Origin of the sequence: Eudoraea chungangensis (assembly GCF_029360665.1) — a bacterium.
In the GTDB taxonomy this organism is placed as follows: Bacteria; Bacteroidota; Bacteroidia; order Flavobacteriales; family Flavobacteriaceae; genus Eudoraea; species Eudoraea chungangensis.
The window spans coordinates 45747-62695 of the sequence record NZ_JARDUB010000006.1; the positions used below are offsets into that span (position 1 = coordinate 45747).

15 protein-coding genes are annotated in these 16949 nt (G+C 36.2%); 1 reads left to right on the forward strand and 14 read right to left on the reverse strand.

Going from position 1 to position 16949, the window contains the following annotated elements; genetic code table 11:
• Positions 1–58 precede the first annotated feature (58 nt).
• The 8 genes from PXG98_RS13055 to PXG98_RS13090 all read right to left on the reverse strand — a co-directional run bounded on the left by PXG98_RS13055 (position 59) and on the right by PXG98_RS13090 (position 8744).
• Complete coding sequence (locus PXG98_RS13055) at positions 59–628, reverse strand: hypothetical protein (protein ID WP_276391753.1); 570 nt, start codon at positions 626–628, stop codon at positions 59–61.
• 96 nt (positions 629–724) lie between these two features.
• Entirely contained in the window at positions 725–1429 is a 705-nt protein-coding gene (locus PXG98_RS13060; RefSeq protein ID WP_276391756.1) for a hypothetical protein, read from the reverse strand.
• A gap of 157 nt (positions 1430–1586) precedes the next feature.
• Complete coding sequence (locus tag PXG98_RS13065) at positions 1587–2240, reverse strand: DUF998 domain-containing protein (RefSeq protein WP_276391757.1); 654 nt, start codon at positions 2238–2240, stop codon at positions 1587–1589.
• Between the two features lie 168 nt (positions 2241–2408).
• The gene (locus PXG98_RS13070; RefSeq protein ID WP_276391759.1) at positions 2409–3524 is read right to left on the reverse strand and encodes a DUF2855 family protein; all 1116 of its coding nucleotides are present in this window, start codon (positions 3522–3524) and stop codon (positions 2409–2411) included.
• A 4-nt stretch (positions 3525–3528) separates the two neighbouring features.
• Positions 3529–5088 carry a serine hydrolase domain-containing protein gene (locus PXG98_RS13075; protein WP_276391761.1) on the reverse strand — a complete coding sequence of 520 codons (1560 nt, stop codon included), beginning with the start codon at positions 5086–5088 and terminating at the stop codon, positions 3529–3531.
• Positions 5089–5137: 49 nt separating this feature from the next.
• The gene (locus PXG98_RS13080; protein ID WP_276391764.1) at positions 5138–5890 is read right to left on the reverse strand and encodes a SpoIIAA family protein; all 753 of its coding nucleotides are present in this window, start codon (positions 5888–5890) and stop codon (positions 5138–5140) included.
• A 121-nt stretch (positions 5891–6011) separates the two neighbouring features.
• Positions 6012–7535 carry a glycosyltransferase family 39 protein gene (locus PXG98_RS13085; RefSeq protein ID WP_276391766.1) on the reverse strand — a complete coding sequence of 508 codons (1524 nt, stop codon included), beginning with the start codon at positions 7533–7535 and terminating at the stop codon, positions 6012–6014.
• 204 nt (positions 7536–7739) lie between these two features.
• Entirely contained in the window at positions 7740–8744 is a 1005-nt protein-coding gene (locus PXG98_RS13090) for a GlxA family transcriptional regulator (RefSeq protein WP_276391769.1), read from the reverse strand.
• A 205-nt stretch (positions 8745–8949) separates the two neighbouring features.
• Between PXG98_RS13090 and PXG98_RS13095 the strand changes: the two genes are divergently transcribed.
• The gene (locus PXG98_RS13095) at positions 8950–9321 is read left to right on the forward strand and encodes a hypothetical protein (RefSeq protein WP_276391770.1); all 372 of its coding nucleotides are present in this window, start codon (positions 8950–8952) and stop codon (positions 9319–9321) included.
• 68 nt (positions 9322–9389) lie between these two features.
• Here the strand turns inward: PXG98_RS13095 and PXG98_RS13100 are convergent, their stop codons facing one another.
• From PXG98_RS13100 to PXG98_RS13125, 6 genes are all read right to left on the reverse strand, one after another.
• Positions 9390–10976: a serine hydrolase domain-containing protein gene (locus PXG98_RS13100; RefSeq protein ID WP_276391771.1), complete on the reverse strand. Its 1587-nt coding sequence runs from the start codon at positions 10974–10976 to the stop codon at positions 9390–9392.
• 281 nt (positions 10977–11257) lie between these two features.
• Complete coding sequence (locus PXG98_RS13105) at positions 11258–12571, reverse strand: DcaP family trimeric outer membrane transporter (protein WP_276391773.1); 1314 nt, start codon at positions 12569–12571, stop codon at positions 11258–11260.
• Between the two features lie 255 nt (positions 12572–12826).
• Positions 12827–13999, reverse strand: coding sequence for a serine hydrolase domain-containing protein (locus PXG98_RS13110; RefSeq protein ID WP_276391775.1), 1173 nt, complete (start codon positions 13997–13999; stop codon positions 12827–12829).
• A 117-nt stretch (positions 14000–14116) separates the two neighbouring features.
• Positions 14117–14884: a DUF6090 family protein gene (locus tag PXG98_RS13115; protein WP_276391777.1), complete on the reverse strand. Its 768-nt coding sequence runs from the start codon at positions 14882–14884 to the stop codon at positions 14117–14119.
• 148 nt (positions 14885–15032) lie between these two features.
• A complete protein-coding gene (locus PXG98_RS13120; protein ID WP_276391778.1) occupies positions 15033–16214 on the reverse strand; it encodes a DmpA family aminopeptidase in 1182 nt (393 codons plus the stop codon).
• A 178-nt stretch (positions 16215–16392) separates the two neighbouring features.
• Complete coding sequence (locus PXG98_RS13125; RefSeq protein ID WP_276391779.1) at positions 16393–16935, reverse strand: dihydrofolate reductase family protein; 543 nt, start codon at positions 16933–16935, stop codon at positions 16393–16395.
• Positions 16936–16949 lie beyond the last annotated feature (14 nt).

The following is a 16949-nucleotide window of genomic DNA, read 5'->3' on the forward strand; positions in this document are numbered from 1 at the left end:
TATTTTAATTAGAAATGGTCTAATTATCAATGTATTTCGATACAAATGTCACTTCACCTTATTGGTTAGAATACAGCTGCATTGCCTTTAAATAATTTAGCCCTCCTTTTTCCGTTTGGTCGTAGAGAAATCCATTTAATTCCGGGTATTTTTTGTCTATCCAATTAACGAGACTTTCTCTATTACCAATCCATACTGAATCATTAAATACCAAATATTCGAAGGTTTCTATAGTAGTAATCTTTTCTTCCTTAAATCGAAGTATTTGTTTAATTACTATGGGATTTTTATGAAGAAACGAAATTCTTTTATCGAACTTCGAAACTTTTGCAATGACTAGTTCTTCCTCCTGTTGAATTTCAAGGATTTCATAGGTTGGATCAAATACGGCATCCCATTTTAACCAATCAAGATATTCTTCTAAAGAAAATGTTTGTTCGTAATTGTATTCTGTTTCCAAGGTCAGAAGGGTATCTGTCAAAATAGCCTCTATACCCGTAGGGTCAGAACTGGCCAATAATTTATAGTATTGTTTGGCAATATGTAAGCGACTATCTTCTTTTTTTTGGTCTTTACAGGATATAAACCCTATGGTTAAAGACAGTAATAATATCCTAATTTTGTACATGATATCTGGTTTGTTCATCCCAATCGCATCAAGAGACAATTAGTTATTGGGCTTATTATTTTTTTTCTATAGTTTATTCTCTTTATACTTTCTTGATTAAAGATATTTATTGTTGGTGTACACCCTATACTTTCGGTGTGGATTAATATATTTTTTTGTGAAATAATATGCTATAATGGTAAGTATTTCATTAATAATAAAGAGTAATCCTATTCCAATAAAGGGCTGGGCCAGAAACTCTCTTTCTACCATTAAATATTCTAGGCCAAAGAAAAATGGACCCACTAATAAATATGGGAACAAAACTAAATAAAACAAAAACCACCAGAGTCTATATTTGTTATCAATTGCTCTATAGGCCTTTATTAGTGGCGGTAAACAAACAATCCAAATAACCAGGATTACCGACCAATATACAGCTGAAGTATTACCTAGAAGCATGGAAGTGGCGTAGAATTCATCATTCATTCTAAAGAATGGGGATATCATCCTTTGTAAGGGTATTTGAGCAAAAATCATTGCAAAACCGAGATGTTTTTTATAGTCGGAAAATTTATCATTCAGAAAAAAGGCGCCGACATACATCATGATATATGTAAAAACGGGCCCTGCATAGGTAGCTATAAAAGACTTTGGTAAATCATCACATGCAGTTTCGAAATAGTTAAAGCTTTTATATCCCCAATCCCCACAAACCAAAAATCCGGCAAAATGATGAATTAGTTCATGTAAGGATGCATAAAGCATACCAATACAATAAAAGGCAATACAGTATTTCCAGCTTATCTTTAATCTGAGCATTTTTTTAACACAGGATTTTATTCAATGCCCTAAGATAGATAATCTTTAAATTAATGAAAATGGTAAAAATATTGTCCAAATTGCATTTTTCAAGTGTTCAAAGATTTAGGATAAGAAATGACCTCTTCGTGCTCTTTTTGAGATGTTTTGGTCTTTATCAATAGAACTTTTTGCTTGTAAATCTAAAACTAAGGTAGGCAAGGTATCCATAAAATGTAAAAAGCAGTAAACGCTGTACCAGCCCATAATACTCGAGAGGATATAATTCTGGCGCAAAGGCGGGTGACAAATTCAATATAATTCCAATAAGGATTAATAAAAACGATAAGAAAGAAATTTTTCTAAAGCTAGTTTCGGGATATTTTCTCCATGTTAAGGCAAATACTAAGGGAGTGAAATAGCCTATAATCATAGACAAACCAAAAATATTGTGAAGAGGATGTGGTGACGGAAAACTACCCATAGCCACTTGTGATAGGCCATACACCAGCATAAAAATACCCGGAACAAGAGATTTGCTTCGTTTTTTAGCATAAGAAATAATGCCAAAGGCGAAAATGAGTATTAGAAATCCAACCCCGATACTAAAAACCTGCCACTGGCTATAAAGTGGAGAACCTTTTTTACCGATCTCACTGACGGTCTGAGAAACCGCGTTATAACTATCCAATTGGTATCCCCAGAAAATCGTTCCCAGAATAAAGGTAGCCGAAGTTATCCAACCAAGAGTCAGGAGTGTTTTAGTATTCATCATGCTGTGTTTCTCCGAAGACGATTTTCCAGGCAGATAGTTACAATAGAGTCTGTACAAAGAATTAAGGCTTCCTTAAAATATAGTCTGAGAGCCAGACCATATTAAAAGAAAACAATAGAAAAGGAAAATGGCTACGACCATAGCCAGCTGAGGTATACTTTAGGCTACACTAGTATTTAGGCTATTGGAAAAGAAGAATAATAAAGGTCTATAGTTACGTTTTTTTTATATTCTTGAACTACTGCTCAATCGTACTATGTTGCCGTGCTCAGGATTAACTTTTCCTTCTAACATATCCAAATACAGCACTTTTAAACTCTCGGGCCCGATGTATTCTTTAATACTGATAATCTGCTGAATATTGTTTATAAAGAATTGCCATGCTCTTCCCAATCTTTGTTGAAATTCCGTTGGACCCCACACTTTTTGTCGAATTTCTGCCTGAGTAGGGGCGAAAAAAAACTCTCCCTTTGTGGGTAGTTCCTTTTCACCAGCCTGATTTTGCCAATCTACTAGGCCTACAAGACAATTATATATCAGATTATTACCTAAAAGCCTTTGTAATTGGTATTGCAAGTTATGGTTGCCCGTGAAGTCTATGATTACTGTTTTTTCGAATTCTCTAATATCGGCAAGATGTTCATAAGACAAAATCTGATCATATACCGCCAACTTGCTTACAAATCCTATGTTCTTTTTAGAGGTGAGTCCTACAAGGTTTAAATTTAAAGTCTCTTTTTGTTTTCTGTTTGCCAACAAGGATACCAACGCCAAGGCGGTTTTACTGGAGGCACTTGTAATAAGAATTTGGGTGGCCTCATAGAAATTTTCCTCCGCCAAAAAATCGTCTATTAAAAAAGAAGTAACAAACAAGGGACGAAATATGGAAATTAGGTTCTCGGTCTCAGGAGTATAAGAAGAATCTTGGGCTGTGTCTGTATAAAAATTATAGATGGCAGGAAGCGAATTCCTGTGTTCTGTGACATCCCAAAAACCTTGTTTTTTAGAAGTTTTAGCGGTTACCAATAAGTGGGTACTCATTGGATAGTATCCATAAAATCTTTGACCTACTTGTATATCGGGATGCTTTGATGCTACGACATTGGCCAGTCCCCAAGCTGGAATAATTCCGAAACCAGAATGCGTAGGGAAAAATTTCCAATAGTCCAATTGTTCTCCAACCACTCCATAAGTTATGTTATTGGAAGTGAAGGAAAATCTATCAATTTCCAAAAGAACCTGATTTGGCGCCAGTTCCTCTGAATACACTTTTTCTACTATTTGCAGGTGATGGAGTTTATTTATTTGTACCGTAAAGTCTATTGCGTTAATAGCTGTCATAGAATTATTTATTAGTATTTAACCATGCCAAGGCTTCTTGTGTATACCAATTATTGGAGAAATTTTTGGCATTTATTATATTTTCAAAATGGAATCTGGCTTTTTGCATATTGCCATTTCGGTCATAGAAGGTGCCAAGATAAATGTTCACATACGGATTGTCTGCCTCCACAGCCAGCATTTTTTCTCCAATACTAACTAGTTGGGTATCAAACTCCTTAAACTCTCCTAGTTCCATAAAGAATGCAACATCCTTTAAAAAAGAAAGATTATGTAAAAGGTTAAGATTGGCATAGGTTAAGTAATCCGGATAGGCCGAAAAGACTTTTCTCAAAATAGCTGCGCTAGAGGCGAGTCTTTCTGGTTCATACCTTGCCATATAGGATTCTGCCAGGGCTTGGGCTAGAAGTTTTTTTCGAAAGAATTCCTTATCTATACCGGATCTCTTAGCCACAGGAAGTTGTTTTTCAATGAGCGTCATCTCCTCCACAGAACATACATAGTTTTTTAGAAAACTAAGAGCAAATAATGACGAAGTAATATCGCCATAGATTAGTCTGGCAGGATCACTCAGTAGACTACTATTAGCGAGAATAGTTAGGGTTAAATTCTTCTCTGGGATTTTTAAAATAAGGCTAGAATAACAGTCGTATTGCCCATATGCCCATACCATATTCAGACCTAGAAATTCCTGACTAAAAATACCATGGCCATAGGGTAAATCTTCAGCAAAAGGAGAAAACATAGTGCTTTTGGAGTTCTTACTTAATAACAAGTTATTATCCAAAGCGCTGTTGAAGACTGCTAAATCTTCCAGATTGGAAACTATCCCGGCAGACGCAGAAAATCCAAAATCGACAAAGCCACTTTCAATTCCCTGATCCAGGAGGTATGGTTTTGCAAAGCTTGGCCCCTTTTGCAACAGCTGGCTTGAATCTTGGAGCAAAAAGGTGTTTTTGAGTTGTAGCGGGTCTAAAATCTCTTCCCTTAAAGCCTCTGAAAAGGACATGCCTCCGGCTTGTTCAATCACCTCGGTTAAAAGTCCGAATCTGGAGCTGTATAAGAATTCTTGGCCGGGCTTACCCTGTGAAGTATGAGAGAATACGTGTTTTATTAGGATAGAATCTCCTAATGAAGATTCGGAATGAAAACTATTGATAGGAACGTCTAAGTTTAGCCTGCCCTTTTCTACCAGTTTCATTAAAAGAACTCCTGAAAACACTTTGGTAAGAGATGCTATTGGAAATAATGTGGTAGCATCTATTTTTGTGGACTTTTCCAAGTCGGCCACTCCCAGATATTTGGAATAAATAGTTTCTCCATTTTGGTCGATGCTAATTGCGAGTCCGGGTATTTTAAAAAAATCCTTTAATTCTGTAAGCTCTTCTGTAAATTTTGTTGCGGGGTTATGCTCAGGCTTATTCGTATTCTTACAGGCAGATACTATTAAGAATAGTATAAATACAACAATTACTTTTAGATCATAAAGAAAATTATCTTTCCGAGCACTAATTCTGACGCCGGGTATTTTTAAATTTATGCAAGCCTTTCTTCCTGTGTACAAAGTCGGTGATTTTAGGAATTATTCGATAACGCCGTATTTTGAAGGAAATTTATCCTTTAACGATCCATTCGCGTGCTTCTTCTATCGCGGAAATTTTATAAACTCTTACGTCCATTCCAGGGGTCATAAAATCCAATACATCGGATATTCTGTCGAGCCATTTTTCATCTGTAACAATACCGTATTTGCCAACCTTGCCAATAGCTTTTAGGTCTACTTCAATACCCTTAACAAGGGTTTTTAAATTTTCTATGGAGGGAAATGAACGTAAAATCAATAATAGGTTTATTTTCTCCGATTTTTTGTTGAACAGATCATAAAGTGCGCTTACCGCAGCGTGGCTTAGCTTGTCTTCTGTGAATTCAACCTCATAAACACCGTTTCGAAGTTCCTCGATTTCAATCTCTGCCAAATACTCTTCTGGTGAATAAGTTTTTATCTCCATATCTTCTAACCAAGCGATAGCCTTATCCCTTTCGTGCATTTCGAAGGTTTTTATAGGAATATTTGGTGTGAAAAAATTTGCAGCAGGAACCATGGTATTTAACCAGTTCTTGTTAGATAAGATGGCGTATTTTTTAATAACGCCAAGAGAATAAATCTTCATCTTTAAAATATCATCAAAGGATGAAAAATCATCGGGTATCGAAAGCTTCTTAATTACGCCCAACAAGTTTATTTTTTCGCCATTTTCTTTAAATTCTTTAAAGGATCTCATGAGTCTATTGGCGTCCTCGGCCTTTAGTTTTTCACTTGCATGAAATTCATAAATATTTTTATTCTCAATTTTTATTAAATCCATCTTCTTTGTTTCTATAAGGTTTTGGTCATTTTCTTTAATTACAAATGTGAAGTCTAATCAATAAATAATAAACATAATCCTACATTTGGAAGAGTTTAATTTAAGGATTAAAATGTTATGCTTAGTCATAATTTTTCACTTCTTTAATTTCTTCTTTTATTCTCTTATTTACGTCAACCTTGGCTCTTAAAAAGACATATATTCTTGTTTTGTATTCCCTAGCGTAAGTATTGGTAATAGAATCGGCCAATTCTGAGGATTCAAAATAGGGGCTGGTTTTTTCCATCTCTTTGTCTTCCACCTCATAGTTTCTTATCCTTATTAAATTACCATAAGGTTTTTTTAGATTAAACCAGTTAATATAATCTGCACTAAAAGAATCTGCTTTGAGTCCTTCTTCAGAATAATAGTTTATGGCGCCTGCCTGGCCATAATTATCACAAATAATTAGAGTGTTATTGGGTTTAGGAATTTTTCTATAAATAGAATCTACCTTCCTTGCCATTTCTTTCCATCCAAGCATATCCGCGTAGTCTTGGGGTAGCAAATGATCTTTCCCGTCTTCCCAACGAAGTAGTCCAAGCGCTTTATATGTTGCGCTGTTTTCCAATATATATGCAGGACTTTTATTGGGGAAAGCGATTTGGAATATTGGAATAAAGACTAATACGGGAAGTGCGATTGCAATGGGCTGCAAATACTTTTTCCATCCATCTTTTAGAATATTCCCCAGGAAAACAGAACCAAAAGATAGGTAAATTGGGTACATTCCTATTGCGTAATAGTCTTTTGCTTTGAAATACAGAAATACCAAGAGAGTGAAAAAGAAAGACCAAAAGAAAAATCTATACTTTTTAAAAGGTTTGTAAAGCAAGAGACTATATAATGAGGCAAATATTACCAATAAGGAGCCTATAAAAAAATACACCTGAGATTTTAAAAAACCTAGCCGGTCTACATTTATTAATTGGGTGCTCTCCAGTTCTTTTAAATGACGAATTACGGGAAAATCATTATGGTATTGCCACAAAAGATTTGGGGTTATCAGGATTAATCCCAGCGCAAGGGCGATGTAAAATTTTTTTTGCGCAAAAACGCTGCGTTGTTCACTTATTAAAATAGCAGGGAGCAATCCTAATAATAAAAAAACAATATTATACTTGTTTAAAAACCCTAAGGCAAATGCCATAGCCGCTATAAACAACCACTTCATATTTTTGGAATTGAAGTATTTAATCACCAAAAAGTAGACCAGTGTCCAGCTTAGAACATCAAATGAATTAGGCTGATAGAGGGTATTAAGTCTTAAAAGTGCAGAAAACAAAACGCAGGTTGCGCCTAATATGAGGGCGAATAAACTTCCTTTTAGCTCCTCTATGGCTTTCCAAACGATTAAAATTGTCAGGGCCCCAAAGAGGCAGGGAAAGAACTTAATCCAAAAAACTGAATTTCCCAGAAGGTAAATGATTTTCGAAACCCAGGAAGAAAAGGGGGGAACTGATAAATATCCCCAGGCCAAATGATGACCTAAATCTAGGTGCAGATATTCATCTCTTTGTAATTCATATTCAGGGCTTATTAGACGGTATTGAAGTAAAAATTTTAGAAGTATAAAGCCACTTAAAACTAGGCCTTTCTTTGTCATAGAGTTATTTCTATATTTAGTCTGAGATTCAGTAAATTTAACTATAGTATTCTATTTTGTTTATTGGATAACAATTGTAGAGGATATCAAGTATATTTCTTATGAATATACAAGTTTATTTGGTAAAAAAACATTAACAATTATTGATCTAGTAAATAATTTTTATGGCGATTTTATAGAAGTAGACACTGTGAATAATCTTTGTTAACTAACTCTATGGGCAAAAGCCGTTTCTCTGTTATATTTCATTTGATATTCTTTTGGGGATACGCCTGTATACTTTTTGAACGTTTTTCTAAAAGCCTTGTCATCGTTATAGCCAATGCCGAACATGACTTCTAAAACAGTGTCCGCTGTAGACTCGAGCTTGTTTTTAGCCGCTTCTATACGTACCCGCTGAATATACTCTAATGGAGTATTGGAGGTAGCCTTCTTAAATCTTCGCAAAAAGCTCCTACTATTTAAATGAATCTTTGAGGCAATAGCTTCTACACTTAACTTTTTCTCATAGTTTTTCTCGATATACTCTTGTGCTATAATGATTTGTTGGTCCTGATGCTCCTTTTGCCCTTTAAATATTATGAATTCGTTCTGACTAATACGATCGAAGGCTATCTCTGAGATTTTGGAAGTCCAGATGGCAGTTTTTCTTCCAAAATAGCGTTCAATTAGGTAGAGGGTAAAATTTAAGATGGAGTAAGCCCCTCCGCTGGAGTATATCCCGCTGTCCTCGCAAATAATGCTTTCTGGTATTAGATTTACGTTGGGATACTTAAGGCGGAATAAGTCGTGAGCCGTCCAATGGGTTGCACATTTCTTGCCATTCACCAAGCCTGTTTCTGCCAAAAGAAAAGCTCCTTTGCAAAGACTGGCTAATTCAGCATTGTTTATTATTCTTTGTTTTTTAATCCATTGTACAAATTTAGTATTCGCGCTAATCGCTTTTTCGAGGTCACCACTAATCGGAGATATAATTATTAAATCTGTTTTCTCCAAGTCAGAAATATTGCTGGTAGGCTGCAGGGTAAAAAGTCCTTGGTAAGTTACCGGGGTATTGTCTAAACCTACCAAATCTATATGGAATAGCGGTTCATGCAATCCGTGATAGTTCTGATGATAGGTGTTGGCCATTTTAAGCATATTATAAGGACCAATAATGGTATCCACAATGCTATTCCCTTGAGGAACGATAATACTAAGATGTTTCATAACCACAAGGATAAACAAAAATTGTGGCGTAAACAACCCTTTAGGATGTCTAAATAACACCCTAAAAATATTTATAAACGTCAATATATTTGAAGTAACAAAAAGTAGTAGTGCCCAAATTCAGGTGATGTTGACATACTATACAGGGAGAAGGAGCTTCTAAAAGGAGTTAATAAAGATGAATTAATCTTAAATCAAACATAAAATGGAAAATCAAGAAGTTATGGTAGTGTATTCATGGACTGCCAAAGAAGGAAAATCTGAGGAGTTAAAAGGAATTTATAAAGAGGTAACCGCGCAGATGAAGGCGAATGAACCAGGAGCCATGAATGTACAATGCTTTTTTGATGAATCAGTTTCCAAACTAGTAGTTATGGATAAATTTCAGGACGCAGGTGCAGTAGGTTTTCACTTAGGAACCACCGCTGCGGGGCATTTTGAAAATTTATTGGCCGTTGCCTATCCAGGTGAGTTCTTGTTCTGTGGCAATATTCCAGAGGAGATGAAGGGTGCGGCAATAGGGATGGGGCTTCATGCCACCTTTGCCCCGGCTGTTTTTGGTTTTACACGCAGTTAGGAGGTCTAAAAAACAAAAAAACGGAATGCACTAAGTGCACTCCGTTTTTTATACAATTTCTCAGATTTTTATTCAGTATCTTTTGAGGCATAGTTAACGTCCAGATGTTGAATTTTTGGATTTTTTTCCGGAGAAAGTGTAAAAAATACCTCGACGTTGCCTTTATCACCTTCCAATATAAAATCCCCACGTAATTGATTTCTCGCATTCATTTTTCCAATGTTTATTATGGCTCCAGCCTTATCCAATACTTTTTGAATTTCTTCTTTTCGCCTTTTTTTAGATTCGTCTAGGAAAAAGTTCTCTGCAAAAATATTATCGTCGAAATGAACTCTTCCGTCTGCAAAAAGGGCTATAATTTCTTCTCTTTTTTTTACTAGAATGTTAGAAGCGGGTAGTTTACGAGCTTTTAAATCTAGTTTTTCAAACAAGAGTTTTTCTATTTTATCATTAGGAATTGTACGCGTATACGTTAAGTTTCCAAAAGCCATTATACCAATTCCGTATTGCGGATAAAACGTATAAGTACTTCCGTAGCCAGGTAATGCTCCACCATGGGAAACTCTTTGGATTCTTTTACAATCCATAGAAATACCTAATCCATAGCCGTATCCTATCATACGTGCACAAGGCTCGTTGTTCCAATCTTTATTCCATGTGTTTAGGAAATTGTATTGTGGCCTGTGCATTTCTCTTACTGAGCTTCGTTTTAGAGGTCCTTGATCTATAGTAGAGCGGGGAGGCCATGCTTCTAGATGAAAGCTTACATATTTACTGAAATCTTCTATAGAGGTAATTAGGCCACCCATAGCACCATAGGCTCCATCGTGTAATATAGGTTCTTTTTTCCAGTCTTCGTCTTCCCATCTATAACCTATGGCTAGTTGTTCTTTGGGAACATCTGTATATTCCCAGTAGGTACTGTTCATTCCTAACGGAATTAGTATTTTTTCCTTGATATATAATTGATATGGTATTCCCGAAACTTTTGAAACAATATGCCCTAACATGGCATAACCAGTATTGCTATACTCAAATTGATAGGAAGGAACTTTAGACAGGCTTAGTCCTTTCGAAATAATTTCTAAAAAAGATTTAGTGGAAATTTCAAGCTGTCTATCCCCCCAGGGATTATCTTCTGGAAGACCAGCCGTCATTGTAAGTAAATTTTCGATATTAATTATTGGTGAGTCTGTAGTAAGATATTCCAGGCTTTCTATTTCTGGAATATACTGAACAACGGGATCCTTTAAGGATAATTTCCCTTCATCTCGCAGTTTTAAAATAGCCATGGCCGTAAAGCTTTTGGTCATAGAAGCAATTCTAAAGGAAGTCTTGGTGGAAACGGGCACCTTATCTTCTATTTCAGCTAAACCAGTTGCCGACGAAAGTACAAGGGAATCGTCTATAACCAAGCCATATGCAATTCCAGGGATGTTTTTAGTTTTCATATGCTCCTCAAAAAGCCCGTGGAGCTCAGGAGCTATCGATTTAATAGAAGTCACTCTTTGGTCTTCTAGGAAAATTTCTTCTTTAAAGGTTCTAGATATAAGCTGACTGATATCTGACTCCTTTTTTTGGATAGAGCTCTTTTTATTGCAAGAGGTGAGGGCGAGAGGAATAAAAGATAAAAGGAAAATTAAAATTTTTTTCATTGTAGAAATTTATGAGTTTAGTGGAAGGACGGGTATTTTGGAGAAAAGTTACATTTTTCTGCATAGATAGAAAATCTTTGTATAAGTGGAATTCTTAAAAGACCGCTACTGCAGAAATCTTTATTAAAGTGATTTGCTGTCTAAAATGAAAATTCATTAAAGTTACTGGTTCCTTGAATCTTTCAATAGAGCACAAATCCTTATTTCGGACCTTGTTTAGCCTTAAATTTCTTGTGGTAAATATCCAATAAACAATGTTCATTAGATAAAATTCCGTCGAACTAATTAAACATAAACTTCGCCATAAACTGGATTCTACCGGCCTTACCTTCAACACCGTTCTTATTTTCTCTCAGACCATACATATACTCTACGCCACAGGAAATCTTTTTGTATGGAAAATATACTAAATTTAGGTGGGCAGATCCTGCATTGGCTATGGTATCATCTGTTTGAATATCAGATAGGGTAGTGCCAGCCCAGTAAGCAGCAATATTAGAGTTTAATTTCTCCGTCCAATAATGATTATAGCCGGTATATGCAAACCAAGCCGGTGCAGCATCAAGGCCGTTCTCATCCACTACACCTGAGGCTTTTCCATCCCAAGACAAGGCTATAATGCGGTGTGCCTGACCTTTACCAATTCCGCCACCCCAGGTAAAGGCATCGCGGTAGTGTTTACCTACTACAATAATCCTACTCATAACAGTAAGTGCATAAGCCACGGTTGTAACATTAGGACTGGTTTCGGGACCTCTCCATGTTAATCCAAATAAATCTGCACCTACTTGAATTGTTGAACCGTTATTTGATTTATACCGGATATTACCTGCCAGATTAGGATACTGCGGCCTAAATTGTCCTTCTATATTATCTGGATTATCAATTTGCCCTGCAGGGTCTTCTAGTGCTACGGCGTAGGACCATTTGTCAGCAAAAGTGTCTTGCCATCTAATCTGCGTAACACGTCCTCCATATAAGGCATCACCGCCTGCAAAATCAATTAGACTAGGAATGGCGCTTAAGTCTCCCGAAGTGGTCCAGGTTCTTCCAACAAGCAGCCTACCCACTACGCCATATGCTTGGCGTAATCTAGTGTTTAACCGCGAAGAAGGGTCATCAAAAAACCAATCTAATTCTAGATATATTTTTACAGGAAATTCTTTGCCATTTTTCCATTTCGCCTTGGATCTAAAATCAAAATTAATCCTGGTTTCCTTCGCATGAAAGGTTGTAGTTCCTCCTAGTTCTCTTTCAGGACTTCCTTCTACAGCAATACTGCCCAATTCAAATTCAAACGGATCCCCTATATAGTCAAAATCATGAATCATGTCTGCTTTTACGTAGCCGCCAATACGCAATCTAACTCCCGAACCGAATATAGGAATTGAATTGGGAAAGGTCTGGTCTAAAAGTTCCTCTCCTGTATATATTGGCCTATTAGAATTCATGGGGTTTGGGGACCCTTGGAGTCCCTGCTGTATGGTATCAGAAGCAATGGCATCATTCGGGTTTGATAATTCTTGACTATTAGCTAAATGGCAGAGAAGTATTAGTGTACATACGGTGCCACTTGTTTTTTTTAGATCTATCATAGCATTTTTAAGTTTAGGTATTCTAAGGTAATAGTCCAAGCTTTTTAAGTAAATTTAAAAGCAATTGTTTCTACTGATAATCCATGGGAAATATAATTTTAAAATTTTATCGGACGAACTAAAAATACAAAAGAGAATTCAATTTAATTGAAAGGCCATTGGTTGATTGAAGGGCAAAATAAAACTTCTGTACATTATGGGCGTTCAAGAGCTTACTTCCTTTTCTCAGAAGATATACCCAAAAGATATTGCAATTTATAAGGGGTTTTGTAATCGCGGAAGTATCCTGTCTTGCAAAACATGCCAGGTAGATTTTTCTACGGATTCATTTATATTCCATCCATTAAAAACCACAATCAAATCATATTCCGGTGCAACCATTAAATACTGGCCACCGAAACCATTCCCTGCAAAAATCTGCGCTTCTCCATTGGTGTGATAGGGAACCCACCACTGGTAACCATAACCCACCTGGTTTTCATTTTTGGGATTTACGTCACTAACTACAGGAGTTGTGGAAGCTTTAACCCAAGTTTCGGAAACAATTTGTTGGTTTTCCCATTTCCCTTTATTAAGAAAAAGAGCCCCTAGTTTGGCTAAGTCTTCTGCTTTAAGATACAAGCCACCCTCTGTATCCACTTCTCCCTCGGGCGTTATTTTCCAATAGTACTCTGTTATTCCTAGAGGGCCAAACAGTTTTTGTTCAGCATATTTGTCTATTCTTTGTCCTGAAATAATTCGTACTATTTTCCCCAATAATACGCTTGCTCCGCTATTATATTCAAAGGAAGTACCTGGGATAGTGTCTGTAGGTTTATTTAGAACGTATGGTATCCATTGTGCACTGGCCTCCATAATAATGCAGTCGTCCGAAGGATCTGTATAATTCCCTTCGTTCCATTCAAGGCCACTTCGCATGGTTAATAAGTCTTCAATTGTTATCAAACTCTTTCTTTGGTCTGTTACTTTCAAATCATAGTCTGAAAACAAAGGCATCACCCTTGTGCTAACATTGTATTGTTCTAAGGAATCTAAGGCTATACCTAAGAGTATGGACGTAACACTCTTGGTGACCGATTGTAAAGTATGGAGTTCTGTATCCCTATAATAGGGATGCCAGTCGGGATGATTATAATTATACTGGTGGTTGGTCGTGTCATATTTTTGAGCAATAGACGCATAATCCTGCTTATATTTAAAATCCGCTATTAATTTTTCGTTTTGTACTACCATAAAACGGTCAATTAAGCCGTATTCCCCATTATTAATTTCTACATTTACTGAATCAATTACGGCGTCAAGGACGTTTTTATGAGATGCTGTTGTAGTTAGTTTATTCTTGTGGGTCTTATTATTTTGCTTGCAAGCACTCATTGCAATTAATACTGCCATGGCAGTAAGTAATGTTTTATTTAGTTGGATTCGCATACTTTTTGTTTAAGGTGTAGTACAATTTTGTTTTCATGGAAATTTAAGTTCTCTAAACTAGCCATAAAAATCGGGAAAGTAAGCTAATACTTATGTTGTGGCTATCCTAGGTTCGCTTTAACGCGAAGTACACTCCATTTTTAATTGTTGGTATATGGGCTGCATTTCATTCAAGATACCATCAAAGTGCTGTTTCTCTCTTTCGCTCATCATAACAAACAAGACTAAATCGTCTTGAAACTGCTTGAAATAGTCCGAATCTTTGTCAAATTGCCAATCATTCACAGGAAGTGTCTCCACAATTTCCGGTCCTAAGGCTATCTTGGCGTATTTGGCATAATGGAAACCAAACTCAAGGTCACTTTCGTATGCAAAACCCCGTTCTAAACTTTTAGAATGGTTGATTTCTAGTTGGTATAAATATTTATCTAGTTCTGCGTAGTAGTCGATAATACTATTTTTCAAGGAATCGTTGGTAAAGAGATTTAATTTTCCTGTAGACAGGATATCGGTAATTGTCGCTTTGGTGGGTACAAATATGTTAGTCCTTAAGGCCTGGATATAGTTGTCAATGAAATAAGATTTGTCTTTCTTGGTGCCTTTAAGCTCTAGTAACAATTTTTTGCTTACTTCAATCTTATATTGGGATTCTTTATATAGTATTTCAATATTTTTTTGATCTAGTTCCAAATCATTTAGGAGTTTACAGTAATACTCAGCCTCGGTTAATCTATTTTTTCTTTGGTCGTTCCAATTATTTATGGAGAGTGCCACCAGAATACCAATAACTACTAATATAATTTCTCCTATAGCATATTTAAAATATTTTTCTGTTTTACCTTCTGATATTAAATTCTGTCTTAGTCGTCTAAAAAATTTTATCATAGAATCATGGTACTAAAAAAGAAGAGCATCCTTTAAGAGAGTAATTTACAAATTAAAAGTAAGAAGGAATGCTTTTGAGGTCCCCGAGAAGTTAGGTGTACGTAAGAATATTGAAAAAGCCGTGTATATAATTTAAGAGTATTAGACCTCATTCTTGTAAGCGATTATATTTTTTAAGCGTCGAAATAAGTAAGTCGTGTGGAAGAGCATATGCCTTATTTCCATTAATTCCTTCCATTGTTTCAGCTGCGACCATGGCATTAATAATAGCCTCTTCGACCGCCTCGACGGTAGCTTCAAAAACAGGGTTGAGCAGGTCGTTAGACATAGTATTTACGGAAGTCATTTTATCGCGATCAAACGCATTTTCATTGGCCGTGGAAAAGGCCAAAAAGATATCCCCAGAGCCGTTACCACCTCGACCCCCGACAATGCCAACTCCAAGAGGAATTCTTTGTGCGATTCTTTTTAACTGATGTGGTAATAGCGGAACATCGGTGGCCACAATTACAATAATAGAACCATCTCCTTCCTGCCTTCTGGATTTGGGCGCTGCATTATACTTATAATTTAAAGTGTCTTTTAATTCTATCCCTACCGGAACGCCTGCAATAGACAAATTTCTTTTGGCTCCAAAGTTTGCCTGAACTAAGGCACCTATTGTGTAGTTCTGATCCTGAATTTCAAAAACTCTCGAAGCAGTACCTGTACCACCTTTAAATCCTAAACACATCATGCCCGTTCCGCCACCAACATTTCCTTCGCTTATTTTTCCGCCGGACGAATTTGCTATAGCTTCTAAAACGTGCTTTTCTTTAACATGAAATCCGTAAATATCATTTAGAAAGCCGTCATAGGTTTCCGCCACTACGGGATACGTATACCACCAATCTTCTTCGCTATACCAATCTGTATTAACAAACCATTGCAATACAGCTTGCCTAACTTCACCAACGCTATTGGTATTAGTAATCATTATTGGTGTTTCCAGAAAACCAGACTCGGTAACCCAGGTGGTACCAGTCATTTCTCCATTTCCGTTAAGGCTATACCAATTTGCATAAACCGGACTAAACTTTTTTGCCTTGCCCCTTGGGAAAATAGCCGTTACTCCTGTTCTTATGGGCCCTTTGCCTACAACATTTTCACCTTTGCCAGAAATAATTGTACTATAGCCAACTTCTACGCCTTTTACATCCGTAATTGCATTGAATTCTCCAGTTGTTCCAACAAAGGGTATTCCTAGGTCTCTTGCTCTTGGTTTTTGTCCATAAGTGGTAAAACTAAGGGCAACGATGATTGAAAACACTACTATTAATTTGCCATGCATAAAGTTGGTTTTAATTAGTTAAATCAGTTTCTTAAAATTTGTTTGCCCTTCATTGGGAAGTTAGTAAAAATGTTTCACTTTTATGAGCGTTAAACATTTGAAAACCTTAGTAATTAGCCTTAATAGCAGGTAATTCGACTCTTGTAAACTTTAAATAAGCCAGGTTGATTCCTGGATTTTATCTTATTCGTTTATAGTGATTTTGTGTTATTTGGTTTATATAAGTTTTGGATTTTACAAGTTCAAACTTTAATTCCTTTGGAAGTCCATTAAAAAGAGGAGAACCTCCTCCTAATAGAACCGGAATAGTACTAAGTGCCATTTCATCAATTAAATCTTCTTGTAAAAAACTTCTTATAGTAGCCCCTCCATCTATATAAAGACGAGTAAATCCCTTTTGGTGGATTTGGTCTAATATTTCGCCTAAATTACCTTTTAGTAAAAACGCTTTTTCCTTATGACTAACCGGTATTACTTTTAGTTTATTACTTAATACAAATACAGGTTTATCATATGGCCAATCAACATCAAAGCCTAAAACTGTTTCAAAGGTATTTCTTCCCATAACCAAGGCATCAATTTCTTTGATAAATTCTACATACCCCATATCATCATTATTGGGGTTGGGTACTGCATTTAACCACTCGAGGCCGTCATTCTTGTCGGCGATATAACCATCTATACTTGTGGCAATAAATACGCAATTCTTCGGTTCTTTCATATGTAGTGTTTTGG